17 protein-coding genes are annotated in these 20,093 nt (G+C 70.6%); 1 reads left to right on the top strand and 16 read right to left on the bottom strand.

Annotated features, from left to right (window positions below):
- Positions 1–465: 465 nt before the first annotated feature.
- The 16 genes from tyrS to OO014_RS16240 all read right to left on the bottom strand — a co-directional run bounded on the left by tyrS (position 466) and on the right by OO014_RS16240 (position 17,772).
- Positions 466–1,725 (bottom strand): tyrosine--tRNA ligase, encoded by a 1,260-nt coding sequence (gene tyrS / locus OO014_RS16315; protein WP_272463381.1) that lies wholly within the window; start codon positions 1,723–1,725, stop codon positions 466–468.
- Positions 1,726–1,888: 163 nt separating this feature from the next.
- On the bottom strand, positions 1,889–2,542 hold the full coding sequence (locus tag OO014_RS16310) for a DNA-3-methyladenine glycosylase (RefSeq protein ID WP_272463380.1): 654 nt from the start codon (positions 2,540–2,542) through the stop codon (positions 1,889–1,891).
- A gap of 2 nt (positions 2,543–2,544) precedes the next feature.
- Positions 2,545–3,987, bottom strand: a complete 1,443-nt coding sequence (argH, locus tag OO014_RS16305; protein WP_272463379.1) for an argininosuccinate lyase — start codon at positions 3,985–3,987, stop codon at positions 2,545–2,547.
- A gap of 23 nt (positions 3,988–4,010) precedes the next feature.
- A complete protein-coding gene (argR, locus tag OO014_RS16300) occupies positions 4,011–4,496 on the bottom strand; it encodes an arginine repressor (protein WP_272463378.1) in 486 nt (161 codons plus the stop codon).
- Positions 4,493–5,674, bottom strand: coding sequence for an acetylornithine transaminase (locus OO014_RS16295; protein WP_272463377.1), 1,182 nt, complete (start codon positions 5,672–5,674; stop codon positions 4,493–4,495). Before OO014_RS16295 ends, argR begins: the two co-directional genes overlap by 4 nt.
- Positions 5,671–6,612: an acetylglutamate kinase gene (argB, locus tag OO014_RS16290; protein ID WP_272463376.1), complete on the bottom strand. Its 942-nt coding sequence runs from the start codon at positions 6,610–6,612 to the stop codon at positions 5,671–5,673. Before argB ends, OO014_RS16295 begins: the two co-directional genes overlap by 4 nt.
- Positions 6,609–7,769, bottom strand: coding sequence for a bifunctional glutamate N-acetyltransferase/amino-acid acetyltransferase ArgJ (argJ, locus tag OO014_RS16285; RefSeq protein ID WP_272463375.1), 1,161 nt, complete (start codon positions 7,767–7,769; stop codon positions 6,609–6,611). Before argJ ends, argB begins: the two co-directional genes overlap by 4 nt.
- Positions 7,766–8,818: an N-acetyl-gamma-glutamyl-phosphate reductase gene (gene argC, locus OO014_RS16280; RefSeq protein ID WP_420485526.1), complete on the bottom strand. Its 1,053-nt coding sequence runs from the start codon at positions 8,816–8,818 to the stop codon at positions 7,766–7,768. Before argC ends, argJ begins: the two co-directional genes overlap by 4 nt.
- Before the next feature lie 151 nt (positions 8,819–8,969).
- Positions 8,970–11,567, bottom strand: coding sequence for a phenylalanine--tRNA ligase subunit beta (gene pheT / locus OO014_RS16275; RefSeq protein WP_272463373.1), 2,598 nt, complete (start codon positions 11,565–11,567; stop codon positions 8,970–8,972).
- A gap of 1 nt (position 11,568) precedes the next feature.
- On the bottom strand, positions 11,569–12,669 hold the full coding sequence (gene pheS / locus OO014_RS16270) for a phenylalanine--tRNA ligase subunit alpha (RefSeq protein ID WP_272463372.1): 1,101 nt from the start codon (positions 12,667–12,669) through the stop codon (positions 11,569–11,571).
- A 123-nt stretch (positions 12,670–12,792) separates the two neighbouring features.
- On the bottom strand, positions 12,793–13,914 hold the full coding sequence (locus OO014_RS16265; RefSeq protein ID WP_272463371.1) for a PAS domain-containing sensor histidine kinase: 1,122 nt from the start codon (positions 13,912–13,914) through the stop codon (positions 12,793–12,795).
- A 72-nt stretch (positions 13,915–13,986) separates the two neighbouring features.
- The gene (locus tag OO014_RS16260; protein WP_272463370.1) at positions 13,987–14,790 is read right to left on the bottom strand and encodes a TrmH family RNA methyltransferase; all 804 of its coding nucleotides are present in this window, start codon (positions 14,788–14,790) and stop codon (positions 13,987–13,989) included.
- Positions 14,791–14,822: 32 nt separating this feature from the next.
- On the bottom strand, positions 14,823–15,209 hold the full coding sequence (gene rplT, locus OO014_RS16255) for a 50S ribosomal protein L20 (protein WP_272463369.1): 387 nt from the start codon (positions 15,207–15,209) through the stop codon (positions 14,823–14,825).
- Positions 15,210–15,314: 105 nt separating this feature from the next.
- Entirely contained in the window at positions 15,315–15,509 is a 195-nt protein-coding gene (rpmI, locus tag OO014_RS16250; RefSeq protein ID WP_272463368.1) for a 50S ribosomal protein L35, read from the bottom strand.
- 103 nt (positions 15,510–15,612) lie between these two features.
- A complete protein-coding gene (gene infC / locus OO014_RS16245; RefSeq protein WP_272463382.1) occupies positions 15,613–16,242 on the bottom strand; it encodes a translation initiation factor IF-3 in 630 nt (209 codons plus the stop codon).
- 258 nt (positions 16,243–16,500) lie between these two features.
- Entirely contained in the window at positions 16,501–17,772 is a 1,272-nt protein-coding gene (locus OO014_RS16240; protein WP_272463367.1) for an MFS transporter, read from the bottom strand.
- Positions 17,773–17,928: 156 nt separating this feature from the next.
- On the opposite strand from OO014_RS16240, the gene OO014_RS16235 reads away from it, so the two are divergent.
- Positions 17,929–19,995 carry an elongation factor G-like protein EF-G2 gene (locus OO014_RS16235; RefSeq protein ID WP_272463366.1) on the top strand — a complete coding sequence of 689 codons (2,067 nt, stop codon included), beginning with the start codon at positions 17,929–17,931 and terminating at the stop codon, positions 19,993–19,995.
- Positions 19,996–20,093: the final 98 nt, after the last annotated feature.

Below are 20,093 nucleotides of genomic sequence, written 5' to 3'. Positions count from 1 at the left end.
ACCACCCGAACACTACGAGCAGCCAGCCACACCCCACCACGAGGTAAAACATTGGCATCGATTTTTGACACGCTGTTGAGTTCTCAAGAATCGGACACACACCATCAACCAGCTCACCGAGCCAGCCTCCGGGGCAACCCTTCTAACTTACCCGCCTCAAGCTTGGGAGTCAAACTCGTGACCCGCCCTGAAGGGCGACCGAGCTGGACCCGCTTGGTATCCGCGGTGATCCCTACTGTAGCGCACCGGTTGAGGTGCTTCGTTCAGGATCGTCTGCCCCGGGACCGGCCTACTTCGCTGGGCGATTCTCGCCGCGCTGTGGTGTCCGTTCCTCCCTGTCGGGCTGACAAAGAGAACATTAGCCCGAGCTTCCGGGGAATGCCAAATCGGCCCTCGGGAGCACACAAAAAGGGGCGATCCGGACCCAATCAGAGTCACGGACCGCCCCTTGCGGACTCCTGGATGTCAGGCCAGACGGGCCGCCGCCAGGCTCTTGCGCCCGCGCTTGAGCACCGCCACCCTGCCGTGCAGGAAGTCCTCGTCCGTGAGGACCAGCTCCTGATCCGTCACCTTGACGTTGTTGAGTGAGGCGCCGCCGTCGCCGATCGCCCGGCGTGCCGCGTTCCGCGAGTCCACGAGTCCGGCCGCCACCAGCGCATCGACGAACGTCGTGCCGACGGCGACGTCTGCCCCAGGCAGCTCGGCGGTCGCGTCCACGAGGGTGCCGGCGTCGAGACCCGCGAGGTCGCCCTTGCCGAAGAGTGCCTCGCTGGCTGCCTGCACCGCCTCCGTTGCTTCCGCTCCGTGGACCAGCGTGGTGATGTCGGCCGCGAGCGCCCTCTGGGCGGCCCTGCGGAAGGGTTCCTCCTTGACCTGCCGCTCCAGCTCCGCGATGTCGTCCTGCCCACGGTCGGTGAAGACCTTGAGCATCGACACCACCGATGCGTCCTCGATGTTGAGGAAGTACTGGTAGAAGGCATACGGGCTCGTCATGTCCGGCGAGAGCCAGACGGCGTTGCCCTCCGACTTGCCGAACTTGTTGCCGGCTGAGTCGACGAGCAGGGGCGTCGTGAAGCAGTGCACCGACGCCCCCTCTGACCGGTGGATCAGGTCCACGCCGGCGGTGAGGTTGCCCCACTGGTCGCTGCCGCCCGTCTGGAGGGTGCACCCGTAGGTCCGGTAGAGGTGCCGGTAGTCGAGCGCTTGGAGGAGCTGGTAGCTGAACTCGGTGTAGGAGATCCCCTCCTGGCTCTCGAGCCGGGCGGAGATCGCCTCCTTCTTGACCATCTGGTTGACCCGGAAGTGCTTCCCCACGTCGCGCAGGAAGTCCAGGGCGGACAGCTGCGCGGTCCAGTCGAGGTTGTCGACGAGGACCGCGGGGTTGTCACCCTCGAAGTCGAGGAAGGGCCGGACGAGGGCCTTGATCCGCGACACGTTGGAGGCCGTCTGCTCCTTGGTCTTGAGCACCCGCTCGGACGTGGGACGCGGGTCACCGATGAGCCCGGTCGAACCGCCGACCAGGCAGATCACCCGGTGCCCGGCCAGCTGGAACCTTCGCAGCACGACGAGCTGGACGAGGTTGCCGAAGTGGAGCGACGGAGCGGTCGGGTCGAACCCGCAATAGAGCGTGAGCGGCCCTTCAGCGAGTGCTTCGCGCAGCGCCGCCTCGTCGGTGGACTGTGCCACCAGGCCGCGCCACTGCAGCTCGTCGAAGATGTCCGTCACGGGTATCGGTGTCCTCTCGGTCATTGCGCGGACGTGCGCCCGCCGTCACAGAGTGCCCTACCGGGTGCCGGGCGGGCGAATGACTCGGGCTCCGGTCCCACATCACGACCACGCTTCAGCCGTATGCCGCTGGGCTCGCTCCCGCACAGCCGCTGCGTCACGCTCACGGCCGGGTGCGTCGCTTGCGGAGCACACCCGGGCGGTAGGCGGAGACGGTCGGCTCACCCTCGAGCCAGTAGCGCCAGGGGTACACGTCGCCGTCGCCGCCCGGACCCGTGACGCCGACACGGGGGCCGGTGCGAACCGGCCCCCGCACTGAGCCGTTCGGAGCCGACACGAGGACCGGACAGTCGGGCGCCACCGTGTCGAGGCCGTTGTGGGGACGGGAGAGGCCGAGCGTGACCGCGAGGCGGGCCGGCCCCCGGGCGAGGTCACGCGCCGGCACGGGCGGCTTGCCGGGGACGTCCCGACGCTCCCGGGCCCGGTCCTCTCCGTCGATGACCTCCCCGGCACGCAGCAGCACCGCGGCTCCCTGCCCGTGCGGTCCCGCGACGAGGTTGGAGCAGAAGTGCATGCCGTAGGTGAAGTAGACGTACAGGGAACCGGGGCGGTCGAAGAGCACGGCGTTGCGAGGTGTCTTGCCGCGGAAGGCATGGGCGCCCGGGTCGCCGATGCCGCCGTAGGCCTCCACCTCCGTGATCCGCACCGTCACGCCGTCATGTGAGACGCGGGCACCGAGCAGGTCTCGGGAGACCTCGTGGACGTCGCGGTCGAAGAAGTCGCGCGCGAGTCGGGAGGTGCGGGACGAGGGGCTCACGCCTAGACGGTAACCGGGCCCGCCCACTCGCGGGCCATGGCGAGCCGATCCTCGGCCGCGACGAGCTGCTCGGCGACCCGGACGGGGGCCGTGCCCCCGACGGCATCGCGCGAGGCCAGCGACCCCTCCACGGAGAGCACCGCACGGACCGCTGGTGTGAGGTTGGGGTCGATCCGGGCGAAGTCGTCATCGGAGAGGTCCCACAGCTCGATCCCGCGTGACTCGCACTCACGAACGCACGCTCCGGCCACCTCGTGGGCGGAGCGGAAGGGGACGCCCTGCCGGACCAGCCACTCGGCGATGTCGGTGGCGAGCGCGAAACCCTGGGGTGCGAGCTCCTGGAGCCGTTCGGTGTTGACCTTCAGCGTCGCCACCATGCCCGAGAAGGCTGGCAGCAGGATCTCGAGCGTGTCGATGGCGTCGAAGACCGGCTCCTTGTCCTCCTGCAGGTCCCGGTTGTAGGCGAGCGGCAGGGCCTTGAGCGTGGTCAGCAGGCCGGCCAGGTCCCCGACGAGGCGACCCGCCTTGCCTCGGGCGAGCTCGGCGACATCGGGGTTCTTCTTCTGCGGCATGATGCTCGAACCGGTCGAGTAGGCATCGTCGAGGGTGATGAAGGAGAACTCCTTCGTCGCCCAGAGGACGACCTCCTCGGCGATCCTCGAGATGTCGACGGCGGTCATGGCGCACACGAAGGAGAACTCTGCGGCGAAGTCCCGTGCTGCCGTTCCGTCGATGGAGTTCTCCACGGCCCGGGTGAAGCCGAGCTCGGCAGCCACCACCTCGGGGTCCAGCCCCAGTGACGATCCCGCGAGCGCCCCCGACCCGTAGGGCGACGCATCCGCGCGGGCGTCCCAGTCACGCAGGCGGTCGACGTCGCGCAGCAGTGCCCAGGCGTGGGCCAGCAGGTGGTGCGACAGGAGGACCGGCTGCGCGTGCTGCAGGTGGGTCCGGCCGGGCATCGCGACCCCGAGGTGGGTCCGGGCCTGCGCGACCAGGGCCTCGACCACGTCCAGGACCAGACCGCCGACGACCCGCGCGTGCTCACGGAGGTACATCCTGAACAGGGTCGCCACCTGGTCGTTGCGCGACCGGCCGGCTCGCAGCCGTCCACCGAGCTCGGCGCCGGCTCGTTCGATGAGACCTCGCTCGAGGGCAGTGTGGACGTCCTCGTCGTCGGCGGCCGGCACGAAGGCGCCGGACCGCACGTCCGCCTCGAGGCGGTCGAGGCCAGCCAGCATCCCGGCGAGCTCGTCGTCGGAAAGGAGCCCAGCGGCATACAGCACTCGAGCGTGCGCGCGGGAGCCCGCGATGTCCTGGGGAGCCAGCCGCCAGTCGAAGTGGGTGCTCTTGGAGAGGGCTGCGAGCGCCTGGTCGGGGCCGGTGGCGAAGCGGCCGCCCCAGAGGCTGAGCCGTTCGGCGGGCTGCTGGAAGTCAGCGGTCGTCATCGAGGTCTCCTTGGTGGGGTCGGTCAGTCACGCGAGCCGACGAGGCCCTGAAGCCGTCGGGCCAGCGCGGCCGCCTGGGTCGGCGAGTCGGCTACGAGCATGATCGTGTCATCACCGGCCAGGGTGCCGATGACGTCGGGATCACGGGTCTGGTCGATGGCGGAGGCCAGGTAGTTCGCCGCCCCGGGCGGGGTGCGCAGGACCACGAGGTTCTGGGCGGGCGTCGCCGACACGAGCAGCTCCTCGCACGTCCGACGCAGTCGCGCACTGGCGTCCTCGCCGATGGAGCCCGTCGCGGCCACCTCGCTCCCGTCTCCCGGCACGGCGTAGACCAGGGCTCGGCCACGGCGCACCTTGACCGCGCCGACCTCGACGAGGTCGCGCGACAGGGTCGCCTGGGTCACCTCGATGCCTTCGGCGACGAGCAGGTCGGACAGCTCCCCTTGGCTCTTGACCTCGTGCTCGCCGAGCAGCTCGAGGATGCGGGCCTGCCGCTGGGTGCGGCTCACGCCGGCCCCGCCGCCACGCCGAGGATCTCGGGCAGCGCGTCGATGAAGGTCTGGAGCTCGGCCTGGGTGAGGATGAGCGGCGGCGCGAGGCGCAGGGCCGTGGGCGTCACCGCGTTGACGATGAAGCCCGCCTCCCTCGCCGCGGCCATCGCCGCCGGAGCAGGTATGCCGCTCAGCTCGATCGCGCGGAGCAGGCCGCGTCCGCGGGTGGTCGAGACGCCCGGCACCGCCAGCGTGTCGAGGAGGGCACCGACTGTGCGGGCGTTGCCCAGCAGGTCCTCGCGCTCGATCGTGTCGAGCACCGCGAGCCCGGCCGCGCAGGCCAGCGGGTTGCCGCCGAACGTCGACCCGTGGTGGCCGGCCCCGAGGAGCGTCGTGACGTCACCGCCGAAGGTGACCAGGGCGCCGATCGGCACCCCGCCGGCCAGCCCCTTGGCGAGGGTCATCGCGTCGGGCAGAACGTCGGCGGCCTGGTGGGCGAACCAGTGCCCGGTCCGGCCGATGCCGGTCTGGATCTCGTCGAAGACCAGCAGCGCGCCGTGGCGGGACGTCAGCTCGCGGGCCAGCCGCAGGTAGTCGGCGGAGAGCTCCCGCACCCCGGCCTCGCCCTGGATGGGCTCGATGAAGAGAGCCGCCGTGGTGTCGTCGACCGCGGCGCGCAGCGCATCCGCGTCGTCCGGCGGCACGAAGGTGACCTCCGGGATCAGTGGCTCGAAGGGCTCTCGGTAGGCGGCCTTGTGCGTCAGCGCCAGGGCGCCGGTCGTGCGGCCGTGGAACGAGCTCTCCAACGCGATGAGCCGGCTCCTGCCGGTGCGGCGGGAGAGCTTGATCGCCGCCTCGATTGCCTCGGCCCCCGAGTTGGCGAAGAACACCCCCGAGCCCGCAGGGGCCTGGGCGAGGGTGAGGAGTCGCTCCGCGAGGAGCACGGCCGGCTCAGAGGTGAAGAAGTTGCTGATGTGGATCGCCTGCTCGGCCTGCTTGGTCACGGCCTGGACGAGGGCTGGGTGGCCGTGGCCGAGGGCGTTGACCGCGATCCCGGAGAGCAGGTCCAGATAGCGCTTGCCGTCGACGTCCGTCACCCAGCAGCCATGCCCCGAGGCCAGCACGAGCTGCGGCTGGCCGAAGACCTGGACCATGGCCCCTGAGTAGCGGTGGAGGAGCTCACCTGCGCTGGTCATCTGGCCCCTCCTGCGTCCGGGACGACCATCGTGCCGATGCCCTCATCGGTGAAGACCTCGAGGAGGATCGAGTGGGGCTGACGCCCGTCGACGACGTGCGTCTGCGGAACCCCGCCCTCCACGGCGCGAATGCACGCCTCCAGCTTGGGCACCATGCCTTCGTCCACGCGGCCGAGCAGCTCCCTGGCCGCAGAGACCTCTATCGAGGAGAGGAGCGAGGAGCGGTCCGGCCAGTCGGCGTAGATGCCCTCGACGTCCGTCAGCACGACGAGCTTCTCCGCCTCGAGGGCGACGGCGAGCGCCGCGGCGGCAGTGTCGGCGTTGACGTTGAGGACCTGCCCCTCGACATCGAGGTCCGGGGCGACCGTCGAGACGACGGGCACTCGGCCGGCAGCCAGGATGTCGAGGACCGCCGACGGGTTGACGCTCTCGACGTCACCGACCAGGCCGATGTCGACGAGCTCTCCGTCGATCTCAGTCCCCCGGCGGCGAGCACCGAGCAGGCCGGCGTCCTCGCCGGACAGGCCGACGGCGATCGGTCCGTGCTGGTTGAGCAGCCCGACGAGCTCACGGCCGACCTGCCCGGTGAGGACCATCCGGACCACGTCCATGACCTCTGGCGTCGTGACCCGGAGGCCGCCCTTGAACTCGCTCTGCAGCCCGAGCCGTCCGAGCATCGCCTTGATCTGCGGGCCGCCACCGTGCACGACGACCGGGCGCAGCCCGGCGAAGCGCAGGAAGGCGATGTCCTGGGCGAAGGCCTTCTTGAGCGTGTCGTCGACCATGGCGTTGCCGCCGTACTTGACGACGACCAGAGCGTCGCGGAACCGCTCGAGCCAGGGCAGCGCCTCGACGAGGGTGGCTGCCTTGCCGGCGGCGACCCGGATGGCCGCGGCGTCGATGAGGCCACGGAGGTTCTGGTGCGACTGCGGTGTCATGTGCTGTAGGCCGAGTTCTCGTGGACGTAGTCGTGGGTCAGGTCGTTGGTCCAGATCGTCGCCGACTCTGCACCTGCGTGCAGGTCGACCAGGACATGGACCTCGCGCGGAGCAAGGTCGACCAGGGAGCGGTCCTCTCCCACTCCCCCGGCCCGGCACACCTGGACGCCGTTCATGGCGACGTCGAGGCGCATCGGGTCAAAGGTCGCCCCGGTGGTGCCGACGGCCGCCAGGACCCGGCCCCAGTTGGGGTCATTGCCGAAGATGGCGCACTTGAAGAGGTTGTTGCGGGCCACCGCACGCCCCACCTCGAGGGCGTCCTCGACCGATGCGGCGCCGCGGACCTCGATGGCGATGTCGTGGGCTGCGCCCTCCGCGTCGGCGATGAGCTGACGCGCGAGGCTGGCACACACCTGCGTCAGCGCGTCCGTGAGGGGCCCACGGTCCACCCGGACGCCGGAGGCTCCGGAGGCCAGGACGACCACCGTGTCGTTGGTCGACATGCACGCGTCGGAGTCGATGCGGTCGAAGGACAGGGCCGTAGCTGCCCGCAGGGCCCCGTCGAGGTCCGGCTGGCTGACGACCGCGTCGGTGGTGAGCACCACGAGCATCGTCGCCAGGGCCGGGGCGAGCATGCCCGCCCCCTTGGCGATGCCGGTGACGGACCAGCCGTCGCCGAGGTGGGTCGCGACCTTGTGCACCGTGTCCGTCGTCATGATCGCGACGGCGGCCGCCTCCAGCCCGTCCGGACTCAGCTCGCCTGCGGCGACATCGACGCCGGAGAGCAGCCGGTCCATCGGCAGCAGTTCGCCGATCAGCCCGGTCGAGCACACGACGACGTCGCCGGGCGAGATTCCGAGCACACCGGCGACGTGCTCGGCCGTGTGATGGGTGTCGGCGAACCCCTGTGGGCCGGTGCACGCGTTGGCGCCCCCCGAGTTGAGGACGACGGCATCGACGCGCCCGTCGGCCACCACCTGGCGGGACCACGTGACCGGGGCGGCCTCGACCCGGTTGGTCGTGAAGACCGCGGCAGCTGCATGGTCAGGGCCGTCATTGACCACCAGGGCGACGTCGGGGCGACCACTGGCCTTGAGGCCCGCCGTGACGCCGGCCGCGCGGAACCCGAGCGGCAGCCGGGGCTGGGCGGCGCTCACGGGGCCACTCCGGCGACGGGCAGCCCGGTCGTTTCCTCGAGCCCGAGGGCGAGATTGGCGCACTGAACCGCTGCCCCCGCTGTTCCCTTCGTGAGGTTGTCCACGGCAGCGACGACGACCACCCGGCCTGCGCGCTCGTCGACCGCGAGCTGGACGTGCACGTTGTTGCTGCCCAGGACATCAGCGGTCCGTGGCCACTGGCCCTCCGGCAGCAGATGGACGAAGGCCTCGTCGGCGTAGGCCTGCTCCCAGGCGGCCCGGACGGAGGCTGCTTCGGTGCCCGGAGCCAGCCGCGCCGTGCACGTCGCCAGGATGCCGCGGGCCATGGGTGCGAGGGTCGGCGTGAAGGAAACCGTGACCGTTGCACCGGCCGCACGTGAGAGGTTCTGCTCGATCTCGGGAGTATGGCGGTGGACGCCGCCGACGCCATAGGGACTCATCGAGCCCATCACCTCGCTGCCGAGGAGGTGTGGTTTGAGGCCCTTGCCGGCGCCGGACGTCCCCGAAGCGGCAACGACCACGACGTCATCGGGCGTCAGCGCACCCGCCGCCAAGCCCGGCGCGAGGGCCAGGGACACGGCGGTCGGGTAGCAACCGGGAACCGCGATCCGCCGGGCCCGGCCCAGCGCAGCCCGCTGCTTGGCGACCGGACCGGATCCGGTGAGGAGCTCGGGCATGCCGTAGGGCCAGGTGCCCGCATGGCTCGTGTCGTAGAACTCGCTCCACGCATCGGCTGACTCCAGCCGGAAGTCGGCGCCGCAGTCGATGACGACGACGTCGTCGCCGAGCTGCGCGGCGAGAGCCGCGGAGTGGCCGTGCGGCAACGCCAGGAAGACGACGTCGTGCCCGGAGAGCACGTCCACCGTGGTGTCCGCGAGTCGGCGTTCGCGCAGGGGGGTCAGGTGCGGATGGACCGCCCCGAGGAGCTCACCTGCATTGCCACCCGCCGTCACGGCGCCGATCTCGATGTGCGGGTGGGCGAGCAGGAGCCTGAGGATCTCGCCTCCGGCATACCCACTCGCCCCAGCCACTGCTGCCCTGATCACAATGCATGACTATACACGCTCATGCATATTTGTGCACCGCCCTGCTCAAGCGACACGCCCCCTTGTCCCCTGCTGGTGCCGGCTGTGACCGGGCCGAGCGGACGACGGGGGGGTGTGTTGCGTGAGTGGGGTTGGGGGTGGTGGGAGCGGGTGGTCAGCGCTGGACGGCGCCGACGGCTCGGGCCGCCTCCGCCACTGCGGCGTCCCGGAAACCGTTCACCTCATCCGTCGTCAGCGTCCGGTCGGCCGCTCGGAACGTGAGCCGATAGGCCAACGACCGGTGTCCCGCCTCGATCCGGTCGCCCTCGTAGACGTCGAACAGGGTCACCGACTCGAGGGACTCCCCCGCCCCCCGACGCAGCGCTGACTCGACGTCACCGGCAGGCACGTCGCTCCGGACCAGCAGGGCAATGTCGGTGAGGGCTGCCGGGAAGGTGGAGAACGGTGCCGCCTGCACGGCCCGGTCGCTGGCGGTAGTGAGGACGTCGACGTCGATCTCCGCGGCGACCGTCCTCGGGGGCAGGTCGAGCGCCGATAGTGCCTTCGGGTGCAGCTCTCCCGCGTGACCCACGAGGGTGCCATCGGTCAGCGTGATGCGGGCGCAGCGTCCGGGATGCCAGGGCGCATGGTCGGCATCAGCCGACACCACCACCGGGACCACGAGCGCGGCCGCGACCGCCTCGACGGCGGCGACCATGTCACTCCACTCGACCAGACGGCCGGAGCCCCACCAGCCGGCCTGCTCGGCCAGTCCGGTCGCGATGATCCCCACCCGGCGGGGCTGCGCCGGCACCGCGGCGTAGAGCTGCTCGAGCTCCGCCTCGGACGGGCGGTGAGCGACGCTCGGGAGCGGCGCCCGGCCCAGCGGCCCGCCGGGCCGGAAGACGAGGCCCATCTCGAAGAGGGCGACATCCTTCTGGCCGCGCGAGATGTTCCGCCGCAGCACGTCCACCAGGCTGCTCAGCACCGAGGTGCGCAGCAGCGGTCGTTCCTCCGAGAGCGGGTTGGCGAGCCGGACCGCGCGACGCCGGTCGTCATCGGCCGGCAGCATCAGCTGGTCGGCCAGCTCCGGGGCGACGAACGGGTAGCTGAGGACCTCGGTGAAGCCCGCCCCGGCCAGAGCGTCCGCCACGACCCGTCGGGTCTTCTGACCGTGGGTGAGTCCGCGTCCCTCAGTAGGGGTCGGCGTGATGGAGGGGATGTTGTTGTAGCCGTCGATCCGCGCGATCTCCTCGGCGTAGTCCGGCGCAGGAGAGTCGTTGACGAGGTCGGGTCGCCACGAGGGGGGCGTCACCTCGACATAGCGCTCGTCCTCGGTCTCGCGCACCTCCGCCCCCAGGTCACGCAGCACCTGCAGGACCCGCTCACGCGGGTAGTCCACGCCGACGATCCGGGACGGTTCGGCCAGCTCGAGCCGGAAGGCGTGCGGTCGGCTGGTGTGGTCGAGGTCCGTCACACCGGGGTCGATCTGGCCGCCCCCGTGCTCGACGAGCAGGCGGGCCGCCATCTCGGCCGCTGCTGCGGGGATCGCCGGGTCGACGCCCCGCTCGAAGCGCTTGGAGGCTTCGCTCACGAGCCGGTGGCGTCGAGACGTGCGGGCCACGGAAGTGGGGTCGAAGTGGGCCGCCTCGATGAGGACGTTGGTCGTCGTGGCGCTCACCTCGGACGAGGCGCCGCCCATGACACCCGCGAGGCCGAGAACCGTCTCGCTGCCACCTTCGCCACCTTCGCCACCTTCGCCACCGTCGCCGGCGTCGGTGATGAGCAGGTCCTCGGGGTCGAGCGTCCGCTCGACGTCATCGAGCGTGGTGAGCTTCTCCCCTGATCTGGCCCGTCGCACGACGATCGGACCGCCCAGCGTGTCCAGGTCGTAGGCATGCAGGGGCTGTCCCAGGGCCAACATGACGTAGTTCGTCACGTCGACGGCGAGCGAGATCGGCCGCATACCCATCTGGGCGATGCGCTTCTGCATCCACGCGGGAGACGGCGCGGCGGCGTCGACGCCACGCACGACCCGGGCCACGAAGCGGTCGCAGCCCGGGACGCCGTCGAGCGGAGCCTCGTCCCGGAGCACGACCGGGTGACCCGACTCGTTCGGCTGCGGCGTCTCGATCAGGGCCGGGTCGCGGAAGCCGCCGGCGGGGCTGCCCTGGCTGTGCCAGTACTCGCGAGCCAAGCCGCGCACCGAGAAGCAGTAGCCCCGGTCCGGGGTGACGTTGGCCTCGATCGTCTCCTCGCCCAGCCCGAGCAGCGCGATGGCGTCGTCGCCCGGCTTGACGTCGGCCACGTGCTCCTCGCCGAGGAGGCGCGGCAGCACGATGATGCCGGCGTGGTCGTGCCCGATGCCGATCTCGTCCTCGGCGCAGATCATCCCGTTGGACATCCGACCGTAGGTCTTGCGCGCCGTGATGTGGAAGCCGCCAGGGAGCGTGGCCCCGGGCAGGACCACGACGACGAGGTCGCCGACCTCGAAGTTGGTCGCCCCGCAGACGATCTCCTGGTGCCTGCCCTCCGTGACCATCTGGCCGTTCTGGCCGACGTCGACGACGCAGTACCTGATCGGCTTGCCGTTCTTCTGGATCGTCTCCTCGAACTCGAGGACGCGACCCACCACGAGCGGGCCGGTGATGTCACCGCCGTGGAGGTCCTCCTCCTCGAGCCCGACGGAGACGAGCGAGGCCGCGACGTCGACGCCCCTGGCGCCGGCCGCGAGGTCGGTGTACTCGGCAAGCCAGGTGAGTGGTGCGCGCATCTCAGACCTCCATCCCGAACTGGCGGGAGAAGCGGACGTCGCCCTCGACCATCTCGTGCATGCCCTGAACGCCGTGGCGCAGCATCAACGCCCTTTCGATACCGAGCCCGAAGGCGAAACCTGAGTAGACGTCCGGGTCGATGCCGCACGCCTGCAGCACCTTCCGGTTCACCATCCCCGAGCCCCCGAGCTCGATCCAGCCCGAGCCGCCGCAGGTCCGGCAGCCGTCCGGGCCCGGGTCGCCGTGACAGGCGAAGCACACGAAGTCGGTCTCCATCGACGGCTCCGTGAAGGGGAAGTAGGACGCCCGCACCCTGGTCCGCGTCCCCTCGCCGAACATGATCTTGACGAAGGCATCGATCGCCCCGCGCAGATGCGCCATCGTCAGACCCTTGTCGACGGCCAGGCACTCGATCTGGTGGAAGACCGGAGTGTGCGTCGCGTCGAGGTCGTCGGTGCGGTAGACCTTGCCCGGCGCCACGATGTAGATCGGCGGGTCCTCCCGCAGCATCGTCCGGATCTGCACCGGGGACGTGTGCGTGCGCAGGACGAGACCCGAGTCCACCGGGTCGAGGAAGAAGGTGTCCTGCATCTGGCGCGCCGGGTGGTCGGGGCCGAGGTTCAGGGCGTCGAAGTTGAGCCACTCCGCCTCGAGCTCCGGGCCCTCGGCCACCTCCCAGCCCATCCCGACGAAAGCGTCGACCAGACGCTGCGCCACCAGCTCGATCGGGTGCCGGGCCCCGAAGGGACGTCGCACGACCGGCATCGTGACGTCGACGCGCTCCTCGACGAGGATCCGCTCGTCGCGCTCGGCCTCGAGCTCGGCCTGGCGGGTGGCCAGCGCAGCGCCGACCCGACCCCGCGCCTGCCCCACCCGCTTGCCGGCCTCGGCCTTGGCGCTCGGCGGCAGGGCGCCGATCTCACGATTGGCCAGCGCGAGCGGACTCCTCTCGCCCTGGTGCGCGATGCGCACGGCCTTGAGGTCATCGAGGCTCGCGGCCGCCGCAATCGCAGTGAGGGCGTCCGCGACCGCCGCGTCGACGTTCTCCGGGTCGAGGGCGGACACCTCGACGGGGTCGTAGTTCGTGTTGGGTCCGGACATGTCTCGGCGTTCGCTGCTCTCGCTCGGCTGGTCTGGGGCCTGCTCTGGTCACGGCCGGCCGCCATCGCGAGGACGGCGGCCCGGGCCCAGTCTAGAGGCGGCGCGGATCGCCGACCGCGCACGTCAGGGCAGCGCGACCGCCTCCGGCACCCCACCCGGCAGCCGCACCGCGAAGCGGGCACCGCCGGCCGGCGCCGACTCGACCGTCACCGTCCCACCGTGCGCCTCGACGAGGCCACGGACGACGTAGAGACCCAGCCCGGTCGTCGACCCGTCCGAGCCGCGCCAGAAACGTCCGAAGACCTTCTCCCGGTCCTCCTCGGGGATTCCCTCTCCCTCGTCGTCGACGCGCACGACCACCCACTCGCCGTCGGTTCCGTCCAGGTCGAGCGTCACGGTGACCGGCGGCTCACCGTGCCGCAGCGCGTTCTCGATGAGGTTGAAGAACACCTGCTGGAGACGATCGACGTCGGCCCACACCTCGGGCACGCCGTGCTGCTGTGCCGCCGACCCCAGGCTCAGGACGACCTGGCCAGTGGTGCGGCCCAGCTCGTGGCGTCCGACGTGCGCAGAGAGGACCTCCCCCAAGTCGACCGGTGCGAGGCGCAGGCTGAGGTTGTCGGAGTCGAGGCGGGAGATGTCGAGCAGCTCGGTGATCAGTCGGGTGAGTCGGCTCGCGTCCGACTCGATCGTCTCGATCATCAGGCGCTTCTGCTCGTCGGTGAAGCGGTCCCATCGCCGCAGGAGACTGCTCGTGAACCCGGTGACCGACGTGAGCGGCGCCCGCAGCTCGTGCGCAACGGTCGACAGCACGGTGGCCTGTTCTCGTTCGGCGCGAAGCCGAGCCTCGGCGTCCCGGAGACCGAGGAGCGCCCGTTCGACGTGCCCGTCGGCCGAGCGGACATAGCGCGCTGTGACGAGGACGTCGCGTCCGTCCGGGCCGACGACGAGCTTCTCGCGGCGTCGGGTGCGCGTCCCAGGGGAGTCCCACGGGCCTGCGTGCTGCCACCAGTCGCGGCCGTACTTGTCCGACAGCGGCAACGCCTCGGTGGCCGGTCTCCCCACGAGGAGGTCGACCTCGCACCGGAGGATGCGGCAGGCCTCCTGGTTGACGAAGCGGATGATGCCGTCACCCCCGACGACCACCAGTCCATCCGGAAGGAGCTCACCGAGCGCGGCCGGCGTCGCGAGCGAGGTCGGTGAGTCAGGAAGGGCCGCCACCTGACTGTCGTCACGTGAGCCCATGGTTCGAAGGATAACCACGCGTACCCGCTCGAAGGGAAGATGCGACGGAGCGCGCCCGCCTTCGGCCAACGCTCAGCGAGCGGCCCCGCGCGCCCCTGCGGAGGCATAGAGACACAAGGTCGCGGCCATCGCCAGGTTCAAGGACTCGGCATGCCCGTGGATCGGCACCCGGACCACCTCGTCGCAGGCGTCCCGAACCGCGGCCTCGAGTCCCCAGGCCTCGTTGCCCATGACCCACGCATGCGCCCCCGTCAGGTCGACATCCGGGAGGAGCGTCTCACCGGCGCCGTCGGCCGCGAGCAACCGGACCCCACGAGCGCGCAGGCCCTCGAGGAGGGCAGGGATGGGCACCCCCGTGACGACGGGCAGGTGCCACAGCGACCCGACGGTGGAGCGGACGACCTTGGGGCTGCGAACGTCCACGCTCGAGTCGCTCACCACGACGAGGTCGGCCCCGGCTGCGTCGGCACCGCGGATGACGGTCCCCGCGTTGCCGGGGTCGCGGACGTTCGTCAGGACACAGACGACCGCGTCGGGCGGGAGGGCCGCGAGGGCGGCGTCGAACGCAGGCTCAGCCCAGCGGCATACGGCAACGAGCCCCTGGGGGTGCTCCGCGTCGCACATCGCGTCGAGGACCTCCGGCGTCACCTCGTGCACGAAGAGGCGCGCCACGCGGGCTGCCTCGACGATCTCGGGGTGGCGCTCGGCACCGTCCGGGGTCACGTAGACGTCTCGGACGTGCTCGGGCGCGAAGCGCACCGCCTCCCGGACGGACTGGGGGCCCTCGGCGAGGAACTCCCCGGTCCGGGAACGCACGGAGCGCCGGGACAGCGCCCGCACTGCCCGAACGCGATCAGATCGCGGGTTCGTCAGCACGGGGTGTCCCGGCGCTCGAGGATGTGTGCCGGTCAGGCAGCGCCCTCGGCGGCCTTCTCGGCCACCGGGACGTTCGCGCGGGAGACCTCGACGAGCGCGGCGAACGCCGGCGCGTCGTTGACGGCAAGGTCGGCGAGGATCTTGCGGTCGACCTCGACACCGGCAGCCTTGAGGCCCTGCATGAACCGGTTGTAGGTCATGCCGTTGGCGCGGGCCGCGGCGTTGATCCGCTGGATCCACAGGCGACGGAAGTCGCCCTTCTTCGCGCGCCGGTCGCGGTAGGCGTAGCCGAGCGAGTGGGTGACCTGCTCCTTCGCCTTGCGGTAGAGCCGGGACCGCTGACCGCGGTAGCCGCTCGCGCGCTCCAGGACGACGCGACGCTTCTTCTGGGCGTTGACCGCCCGCTTCACGCGTGCCACGTGAATACTCCTTCGTTACTTGAACACACTTGGTGCTGCTGGCCTTGGCCGAGACCCGCCGGGTCCCGCCCGCTCAGCGCGATGCTGGTGGGGTGGCGTCCCGGCTCACTTGCCGAGGAGCTTCTTGACCTTCTTGGCGTCCGCCGGGGCGACCTCGACGTCGTTCGCGATGGAACGCATCTTCTTGCTCGACTTGTGCTCGAGCAGGTGGCGGCCGCCGGCCTGCTCACGCATGACCTTGCCGGTGCCGGTCAGGCGGAAGCGCTTCTTCGCACCGCTGTGCGTCTTCATCTTCGGCATGATCGCCGATCTCCTTCGTGTCGTGCCAGGCGTACGAGGACGTACGTGGACTCTCGGGGTGGCGTCGCGTGGGCGGGCCACCGGGGTGGAACGTCTGTGGGGGTCACTCGGCAGCGGGCGCTGCCGACTCCTCGACTGGTGCCGGTGCGTCGGCGCTCGCGTCGTGGGTCGCCTCGGCCGCACTGCGGTCGCGGGCCCGGCGCTGCTCGGCCTTGGCCTCGGCCTTCTTCTTCGTCGGGCCGATCACCATGATCATGTTGCGGCCGTCCTGCTTCGGGGCGGACTCGACGTAGCCGAGCTCGGCGATGTCGTCCGCGAGCCGCTCGAGCAGACGGCGACCCAGCTCGGGGCGCGACTGCTCTCGACCGCGGAACATGATCGTCACCTTGACCTTGTCACCGGCCTTGAGGAACCGCTCGACGTGGCCCTTCTTGGTGCCGTAGTCGTGCGGGTCGATCTTCGGACGGAGCTTGATCTCCTTGATGACCGTGTTGACCTGGTTCTTGCGCGCTTCCCGCGCCTTCATGGCGGCTTCGTACTTGAACTTGCCGAAGTCCATGAGCTTGGCGACCGGCGGCTTGGCCATGGGGGCCACCTCGACGAGGTCGAGGTTCGCCTCCTCGGCCAGACGGAGCGCGTCCTCGACGCGAACGATGCCGACCTGCTCACCATTGGGGCCAACCAAGCGCACTTCCGGGACCCGGATGCGCTCGTTGATGCGAGGCTCGCTGATGTGGTGCTCCTAAGTTCGATTGACAGACTGACCTGACTGACCGACCGCCGAAAAAGGAAAAGGCTCCCCGCGAGTGCACGAGGAGCCCAAGGTGTCGTATGCCGCTGAGTTGCCTTCACGACCTACGGCGCGGTCCCGTCCCTCCCGAGGGAGCGACACGCACCGCGCGGACCTGGACCCGGCGACCTGCTGGTCGACGCGGGTGGAAGCGAGCTTCTCTTGCACGTCGTCCGCCCGCTTGCGTGGGAGGACGACTGGTCAGTGCTCAAGACTACCAGTCGGCACGCCCTGGACCGAATCGGTCGGGCCGGCGCCCGCGGTCGGGTCGTCCGGACCGGCCTGCCGGACGGAGATCATCCAGCCGACGAGTGCGACCGTGACACCGACCGCCGACACCGCGAGGAAGCCCCACTGCCAGCCGCCGTGGTCGATGGCGAAACCCGCGAAGGGCGCCCCCAGGGCGGAGCCCGCCGTCATCGCGGACCCGTGCCACCCCATCATCTCGCCTCGTGAGCGCTCCGGGACGAGACGACTCAGCTGCTCGACCGTCGCCGTGATGGTCGGCGCGCAGAGGATGCCACAGACCGTGATGAGGACCGCGAAGCTCGGCACTCCCGTCGCCAGCGCGACCGGGGCAGTGGTCAGGGCGAGCCCGCCGAGCAGCCAGAAGACCGAGAAGGAGCGGTGCCAGGCGCCGTAGGCAAGTCCCCCGAACAGGGAGCCGGCCCCCCACAGCGCGAGGACCCAGCCGATGGACTCGGGCCGCTCGAAGTCGCGCAGCGCGGCCACGACCCCGACGTCGGTCCCGGTCAGCACGACCGTCGTGGCCGCTGCGGCGAGGTAGACGACCGCGACGGGGGCGGTGATGAAGCCTCGAACGGCCCGCTGGGGCGCCTCGGCCGGGCCGAGCTCGGCTCCCTGCCTCGTTGAGCCCTCGCTCGAGGAGGCGGCCGAGGTGAGCGCCGGGTTGACCACCCAGATGGCGAAGCCCGCTGCCGCCGCGGCCATCTGAAAGAGGAAGAGCGCCCAGCCGGTGTTCCACGACGTCGCCGCCCACACGCCGAGAGCGGGCCCGGCCATGAAGGACAGCTCGGTCGCCGCGGAGTCGAGGGACAGCGCGGTCCGCCGCTGCTCGACCGGCGTCGAGCGCAGGATCACCTGACGCAGGATCGAGAAGGTCGGCACGACGAAGAGTCCGGCCAGCGCGGCCAGCGCGATCAGTGCCGCGTAGTCGACCCAAGGGGCGATCGACCAGCAGGCGACCTGCACGATGATCGAGGGGCCGACCGTGCGACGAAGACCGATGCGGTCGAGCAGCCGTCCGCGCCAGGGCCCGGAGATCGCCACGGCGACCGTGGAGGCAGCGGTGACCAGCCCGGCCTGGCCGTAGCTGCGCCCGAGTGCTGTCACGACGTGCAGGGTGAGCAGGACCATCCCGGCGAACATCGGCACGCGGACGAAGAGGCCCAGCACCAGGACGCGCCGGGTGTCCCGGATCGCCAGCACGTCCCGATAGCCACCCACGTTCATGAGACCAGCGAACCACCTCACAGCGACGACCTGCACCCGAATTTCGATATCGAAGATATCTCTTGGCACCCCATCGGCCCCGGGGTGACTCCTAGATCACAGCCCATCCTCAGCCAAGGCCTTGTGAGCGGCAGGGAACAGGAGTTGGGTGGGGTCATGGCGAGACAAACCGGCAGATCAGACCTTCCTGCGGCTCCCAACCCCGCCTCGCCGCAGGACATCCGCAACGTCGTGCTCGTCGGACCCGGCGGGGCCGGCAAGACGGCTCTCTTCGAGGCCCTCGTGGCCGCGCGCGTGCCCGGACAGCGCCTCTCGGCGAACGGACACGTGCGCACCTCGACCCTCACGGCCGCCTCGTTCGACTCGAACGGTACGACCCTCAACCTGCTCGACACACCGGGCTACCCCGACTTCGTCGGCGACCTCCGAGCCGGGCTGCGTGCTGCCGATGCCGCCGTCTTCGTCGTCTCCGGGGCCGACGAGATCGACCGGCCCGTCTCGCTCCTCTGGCGGGAGTGCGCCGCCGTGGGCATGCCCCGAGCCGTTGTCGTGACTCACCTCGACCAGCCCCGTGCCGACTTCGGCGCCACCGTGGAGACGTGCCGGCGCACCTTCGGCGACGCCCGCGCCACGCACTGGCCGGTCATCGAGGACGGGCAGCTCGCCTCGGTCGTCGGCCTCATCACGGGCTCCGACGACAGCCTGTCGACCGACGAGCACCAGGACGCGCGACACGCCCTCATCGAGTCGGTGATCGAGGAGTCCGAGGACGCGACGCTGCTCGACCGCTACCTCGAGGGCGAGGACATGGACCCCGCCGCGATCCTCGAGGACCTGCGCACCGCCATCGTCCGCGGCACGTTCTTCCCGATCCTGCCCGTGTCCCCGCTGACCGGTGCCGGTGTCGACGAGCTGTTGACGCTCATCGAGCAGGCCTTCCCGGACCCGACGGTCCACCCCCTTCCGGCGGTGACCACTCCGGCCGGCGGAGCCATCAACGACGTCAGGTGCGACCCGAACGCCCCACTCGTGGCCGAGGTGGTCCGGACGACGACGGACGCCTACGTCGGGCGACTGTCCCTCGTGCGGGTCTTCTCCGGCACCCTGCGAGTCGATGACACCGTGCACGTGTCGGGGCACATGGGCGACTTCGTGGGCCACGAGGTCGCGGGTCACCCGTCGCACGACGACGACGAACGCGTCGGACCACTGGCAGCGCCGTTCCTCGACTCGCACCGTCCCCGTGGGACCGCGATCGCCGGCGACATCGCGCTGGTCTCGAAGCTGACCCGGGCCGAGACGTCCGACACGCTGTCGTCCCAGGACCGGCCGGCCGTCGTCGCGCCGTGGCTCCTACCCGAGCCGCAGCTGCCCATCGCGATCCGGGCCGTGACGAAGTCCGACGAGGACAAGCTGGCGGGCGCGCTCCAGCGGCTGGTGGCCGAGGACGTGACGGTGCGCATGGAGCACGCAAGCGAGACCGACCAGGTCGTCCTCTGGACGATGGGCCAGGCGCATGTCGACGACCTCATCGCCCAGCTGTCCGAGCGCTACGGCGTCTCGGTCGAGGCCGAGCCCTATCGGACCGCGCTGCGCGAGACCTTCATCCGCAAGGTGGCGGTGCAGGGTCGCCACGTCAAGCAGTCGGGCGGGCATGGGCAGTACGCCGTCTGCCAGATCGAGATCGAGCCGCTCCCCCGCGGAGCCGGCTTCGAGTTCGTCGACAAGGTCGTGGGCGGCTCGGTGCCGCGGCAGTTCATCCCCTCCGTGGAGAAGGGTGCCCGGGCGCAGCTCGAGAAGGGGCTGCTGACCGGTCACCCGGTGGTGGACGTGCGGGTCACCCTCGTCGACGGCAAGGCCCACTCGGTCGACTCGTCTGACGTCGCCTTCCAGACGGCGGCGGCACTGGCCCTGAAGGAGGCCGCGAACGAGTCCACCGTGGCCCTGCTCGAGCCGATCGACAAGGTCGACATCACCATCGCCGACGAGTACCTCGGGGCCGTCATGGCGGACCTGCGCGGTCGTCGCGGTCAGGTGGTCGGCACGGAGCCGGGCGAGGAACAGGGCTGGACGGTCGTCCACGCCGAGGTCCCCGCCTCGGAGCTGTCGCGGTATGCGATCGACCTGCGGTCCGTGTCGCACGGCACCGGGTCGTTCGTCCGTGAGCCGGTCCGGCACGACCTCATCCCGCCGGACAAGGCCAAGGAGCTGCTCAAGACCTGACGTCCCGTCGAGAGAGCAGTTCGTCCGGTCAGCGGGCGCCGAGCGCGCCCGACCGACCGGACGAACTGCTTTCTCGAGCAGATGGGTGGCGCTCAGGG

It is taken from the genome of Intrasporangium calvum (genome assembly GCF_028446585.1).
GTDB lineage: Bacteria > Actinomycetota > Actinomycetes > Actinomycetales > Dermatophilaceae > Intrasporangium > Intrasporangium calvum_A.
This window is presented reverse-complemented; position numbering and strand designations above follow the sequence as displayed.

Bases quoted from the DNA above. Each gene is read 5' to 3' on its own strand.
- argB (WP_272463376.1), bottom strand. From the start codon at position 6,612: ATGACACCGCAGTCGCACCAGAACCTCCGTGGCCTCATCGACGCCGCG.
- OO014_RS16265 (WP_272463371.1), bottom strand. From the start codon at position 13,914: ATGGGCTCACGTGACGACAGTCAGGTGGCGGCCCTTCCTGACTCACCG.
- OO014_RS16235 (WP_272463366.1), top strand. From the start codon at position 17,929: ATGGCGAGACAAACCGGCAGATCAGACCTTCCTGCGGCTCCCAACCCC.
- argH (WP_272463379.1), bottom strand. From the start codon at position 3,987: ATGACGACCGCTGACTTCCAGCAGCCCGCCGAACGGCTCAGCCTCTGG.
- OO014_RS16295 (WP_272463377.1), bottom strand. From the start codon at position 5,674: ATGACCAGCGCAGGTGAGCTCCTCCACCGCTACTCAGGGGCCATGGTC.
- rpmI (WP_272463368.1), bottom strand. From the start codon at position 15,509: ATGCCGAAGATGAAGACGCACAGCGGTGCGAAGAAGCGCTTCCGCCTG.
- pheT (WP_272463373.1), bottom strand. From the start codon at position 11,567: ATGCGCGCACCACTCACCTGGCTTGCCGAGTACACCGACCTCGCGGCC.
- OO014_RS16240 (WP_272463367.1), bottom strand. From the start codon at position 17,772: ATGAACGTGGGTGGCTATCGGGACGTGCTGGCGATCCGGGACACCCGG.
- pheS (WP_272463372.1), bottom strand. From the start codon at position 12,669: ATGTCCGGACCCAACACGAACTACGACCCCGTCGAGGTGTCCGCCCTC.